Here is a 4,614-nt window from a genome sequence, read left to right as displayed (position 1 = left end):
CGCTCTCTCCGTCCTCCAGCACTACGTCGAACGTCACTTCTCGAAGGGGGCATCGCGATGAGCGCGATGGTCGAACTCCGGTCCGTACACAAGTCCTTCGGGACACTGGAAGTCCTGCGGGGCCTCGATCTGGAGGTGCGCAAGGGCGAGGTCACCGTCATCCTCGGCCCCTCGGGCTCCGGCAAGTCCACGCTGCTCCGGGCCATCAATCACCTGGAGAAGGTGGACAGGGGCTGGATCAGCGTCGACGGCGCGCTCGTCGGCTACCGGCGCTCCGGCGACAAGCTGTACGAGCTGCGCGAGCGCGAGGTGCTCAAGCAGCGCACCCGGATCGGGTTCGTCTTCCAGAACTTCAATCTCTTCCCGCACCTGACCGTCCTGGAGAACATCGTCGAGGCGCCCGTCTCGGCGCTCAAGCGCCCGCGCAGGGAAGCCGAGGCGGACGCCGGGACCCTGCTCGCCAGGGTCGGGCTCGCCGACAAGGCGGACGCCTACCCCAAGCAGCTCTCCGGCGGACAGCAGCAGCGGGTGGCCATCGCCCGCGCGCTCGCCCTGGAGCCGAAGCTGCTCCTCTTCGACGAGCCGACGTCGGCGCTCGACCCCGAACTGGTCGGTGAAGTCCTCGACGTCATCAAGGACCTGGCGAGCCAGGGCACCACGATGATCGTCGTCACCCATGAGATCGGCTTCGCCCGCGAGGTCGCCGACACGGTCGTCTTCATGGACGAGGGACTCATCGTCGAGCAGGGCGCCCCCGGCGACGTACTCGACCGGCCGCGGCACGAGCGCACCCGCGCGTTTCTCTCCAAGGTCCTCTAGCCCAGTGGTCGTCCGGCCCAGTTCTTCCAGGAGCCCCCGCATGCTTTCCCGACGTACCCTCTCCGCCTCGGTCGCCGCCCTCGCCCTCGCGCCCCTGATCAGCGCCTGCGGCGGGGACAGCGACGCCGCGACCGGCGGCGGCCGGCCCGGCACCAAGAAGGTCGGCAACATCAACATCGGGCCCGACCAGAACCGCGTGCGCGGCAAGAAGGTCGAGGCGATCGCGGAACTCCTGCCCGGGAAGGTGCGCGAGCGCGGCACCCTGCGGCTCGGCGGCAGCGCGGACTCGGTCGCGCCGCTCGGCTTCTACGCCACCGACGACAAGACCCGGATCGGCTCCGAGGTCGACATCGCGAGCCTGGTCGCCGACACGCTCGGCCTGAAGCCGAAGTTCGAGCAGGTCTCCTGGGAGAACCTCTTCGTCGGTCTGGACAGCGGGAAGTTCGACGGCGTCTTCTCGAACGTCACGGTGACCGAGGAGCGCAAGGAGAAGTACGACTTCGCGACCTACCGCCACGACAACGTCGCCTTCGAGGCCCGCAAGGACGCCGACTGGACGGCGAAGAAGCCGGCGGACGTGGCGGGCAGGACGATCGCGGTCTCCTCGGGCACCAACCAGGAGAAGATCCTTCTCGACTGGAGCGAGCAGAACGAGAAGGCCGGCCGCGAGCCGGTGGCGATCAAGTACTTCCAGAAGGACTCCGACTACTACCTCGCCCTCCAGTCGGGCCGTATCGACGCCTACCTCGGCCCGAACCCCTCGGCCGCCTACCACGTCGCGTCATCGGGACAGACGAAGATCATCGGGACGATGTCGGGCGGCGGACCCGGCATCCAGGGCGAGATCGCCGCCACCACGAAGAAGGACAGCGGGCTCGTCGACGCGTACGCCGCCGCGCTCAACCACGTGATCAAGGACGGCAGCTACGCCGAGGTCCTGAAGCGCTGGGACCTGACGAGCGAGGCCGTGAAGGAGTCGCAGGTCAACCCCGAAGGACTGCCCAAGCCGTAGAAGTGTTTCCGCATACCGGTATGGAAGGGTTGATCACATGACGACGGACGCATCGACGGACGCAGTACGCGACTGGAAGCACTGGCACGAGCAGCGGACGGAGACGGTGTCGGCGCCCTACGGCCCGCTCTCGCTCACCGGCACCCACTGGCTCGCGGACTACCCGGATGGTTCGCTTCCGGACATCCCCGGACGCTGGACCGAGGCGGGCGACGAGATCGTCCTGACCGCGGAGACGGGCGACGGGCTCACCCTCGACGGGCAGCTCTTCACGGGCGAGGCCCGTCTGGGCGCCGACACCGGCCCGGTCGCAGCGGCCCGCGTCGGGCTCGGCGAGCGCCGCCTGGTCGTGCTGCGGCGCGAAGGACTCTGGGCGGTACGCGACTTCGACCCCGAGTCCGCCACGCGCCGCGCCTTCCGGGGCATCGAGGCCAACGGGTACGACGCGCGCTGGGCGGTGCCGGGGCGCTTCACGCCGTACGCCGCCGAGAGCACGGTGGACGGGGTGCGTACCGTCCGGGTCGGCAACGCGGACGGGGTCGAGCGAGGGCTCGGTCTGGGGGGTGAGCTGGCGTTCGACCTGGCCGGAAAGGAGTACACGCTCCAGGTGTCGGTGGAGGGCGACGGCTCGCTGTGGGCGGTGTTCGGCGACACGACCAGCGGGGTGTCCAGCTACCGGTTCAGGTTCCTGCGGCCCGCCGCGCCGGACGCCGAGGGACGCACGACGGTCGACTTCAACCGCGCGCTGCTTCCGCCGTGCGCCTTCGCCGACCACTTCATCTGCCCCTTCCCGCCGCCGGGCAACACCCTGGACGCCGAGATCGCCGCGGGGGAGCGGAACCTTATCGACCGCTGACTCGTCTGTAAGAAAGCCGATGACCCAAGCCCCGGTGGCGTACGAGAGGTACGACAGCCGCCGGGGCCGGTCGCCGTATATCTGGCTGACGGCCGAAAGACACCTTGTGCGCGCTGTCCCCGGCCCCGAATACTCCCGAGCAGCGCTTGTCAGGGGCACGGCGTATCCGGAATCCGGCTTGCCTGTTCTGCCCATTGGCTGCGCCTCACGGGCCCCAACCCACCGGGCCCACTGACTTCCCCCCGGGAGGAACAACAAGTGAGGAACAAGCGCACCACCCCCCGCAGCGGCATAGCGAGACGTACTCGTCTGCTCGCCGTGGCCACCGGACTTGTGGCCGCCGGCGCGCTCGCCGTCCCCGCTGCGAACGCCAATGACGTCACCACCTTCAGCTCGGCGCAGCTCACCAAGGCGAGCGACGCGGTGCTCGACGCGGATGTCGCAGGCACCGCATGGAGCATCGACAAGGCGACGAACCGTCTTGTCGTCACCGCCGACAGCACCGTCTCCAAGGCCGAGATCGCCAAGATCAAGGAGGCGGCGGGCAGCAATGCGGGCGCCCTCAAGGTCGAGCGCACTCCCGGCAAGTTCAGCAAGCTGATCTCCGGTGGCGACGCGATCTACGCGTCGAGCTGGCGCTGCTCGCTCGGCTTCAACGTCCGCAGCGGCAGCACCTACTACTTCCTCACCGCCGGCCACTGCACCGACGGTGCGGGCACGTGGTGGTCCAACTCGGCGAAGACCACGGTCCTCGGGTCCACCACGGGCTCCAGCTTCCCGACCAACGACTACGGCATCGTCAAGTACTCGAACTCGTCGATCACCAAGTCGGGCACGGTCGGCAGCCAGGACATCACCAGCGCGGGCAACCCCACCGTGGGGCAGAACGTCACCCGGCGCGGCTCGACCACCGGTACCCACAGCGGCAAGGTCACCGGCCTGAACGCCACCGTCAACTACGGCGGCGGCGACATCGTCTACGGCATGATCAAGACCACGGTCTGCGCGGAGCCCGGCGACAGCGGCGGCCCGCTCTACGCGGGGACCAAGGCACTCGGTCTGACCTCGGGCGGCAGCGGCAACTGCTCCTCGGGCGGCACGACCTTCTTCCAGCCGGTCACCGAGGCGCTGAGCGCGTACGGCGTGAGCGTCTACTGATCCACGTACGACTCCACGCACGACCGGTCTGCAGCCAGCAGCACGGGAGCCCTCGTCCGCAATACCGGGCGGGGGCTCTCTCCTGTCTCCCGTCTCCCTTTGCGCGCCGTGCGGCGCTACCTTCGAAGGGCACGCCCAACACGCCCAATTCGGACCCCGGGGGGCCGGCATGGTCGAGGAGCTGGTGGCGGCGGGAGTTGCCGTCGGATGTGCCGGAGCGGTCTATGTGATGGCCGCGGCGCGTGTCGTCAAACAGTACGAACGGGGCGTGGTGCTCCGGCTCGGGAAGTTGCAGCGCTCGGTGCGCGGCCCAGGGTTCACGATGATCGTGCCGTTCGTCGACCGGCTCCGTAAGGTCAACATGCAGATCGTGACGATGCCGGTCCCGGCGCAGGACGGCATCACCCGGGACAACGTCACGGTGCGCGTCGACGCGGTCATCTACTTCAAGGTGATCGACGCGACCGAGGCCGTCATCCAGGTGGAGGACTACCGTTTCGCGGTCTCGCAGATGGCCCAGACGTCCCTGCGTTCGATCATCGGCAAGAGCGATCTCGACGATCTGCTCTCCAACCGCGAAAAGCTCAACCAGGGCCTGGAGCTGATGATCGACTCTCCTGCCGTGGGGTGGGGCGTGCAGATCGACCGGGTCGAGATCAAGGACGTGTCGCTCCCGGAGACGATGAAGCGGTCCATGGCCCGCCAGGCCGAGGCCGACCGCGAACGGCGGGCCCGCGTGATCAACGCGGACGCCGAACTCCAGGCCTCC

5 protein-coding genes are annotated in these 4,614 nt (G+C 68.7%); all 5 read left to right on the top strand.

Going from position 1 to position 4,614, the window contains the following annotated elements:
- The first annotated feature begins 57 nt into the window (after positions 1–57).
- Complete coding sequence (locus ACQKIP_RS40410; protein ID WP_365859927.1) at positions 58–819, top strand: amino acid ABC transporter ATP-binding protein; 762 nt, start codon at positions 58–60, stop codon at positions 817–819.
- Positions 820–859: 40 nt separating this feature from the next.
- The gene (locus ACQKIP_RS40405; RefSeq protein WP_365859928.1) at positions 860–1,831 is read left to right on the top strand and encodes an ABC transporter substrate-binding protein; all 972 of its coding nucleotides are present in this window, start codon (positions 860–862) and stop codon (positions 1,829–1,831) included.
- Positions 1,832–1,868: 37 nt separating this feature from the next.
- Positions 1,869–2,687, top strand: coding sequence for a DUF1684 domain-containing protein (locus ACQKIP_RS40400; RefSeq protein WP_365859929.1), 819 nt, complete (start codon positions 1,869–1,871; stop codon positions 2,685–2,687).
- Positions 2,688–2,945: 258 nt separating this feature from the next.
- Positions 2,946–3,845, top strand: coding sequence for a S1 family peptidase (locus ACQKIP_RS40395; protein ID WP_365859930.1), 900 nt, complete (start codon positions 2,946–2,948; stop codon positions 3,843–3,845).
- A 169-nt stretch (positions 3,846–4,014) separates the two neighbouring features.
- The coding region (locus ACQKIP_RS40390; RefSeq protein WP_427745315.1) for an SPFH domain-containing protein at positions 4,015–4,614 on the top strand (600 nt) is incomplete at its 3' end.

The sequence above is a fragment of the Streptomyces sp. NPDC059900 genome (assembly GCF_050270335.1).
Taxonomy (GTDB): Bacteria; Actinomycetota; Actinomycetes; order Streptomycetales; family Streptomycetaceae; genus Streptomyces.
The sequence above is the reverse complement of the archived record's forward strand: the minus strand, read 5'-3'. Positions and strand labels throughout refer to the sequence as shown.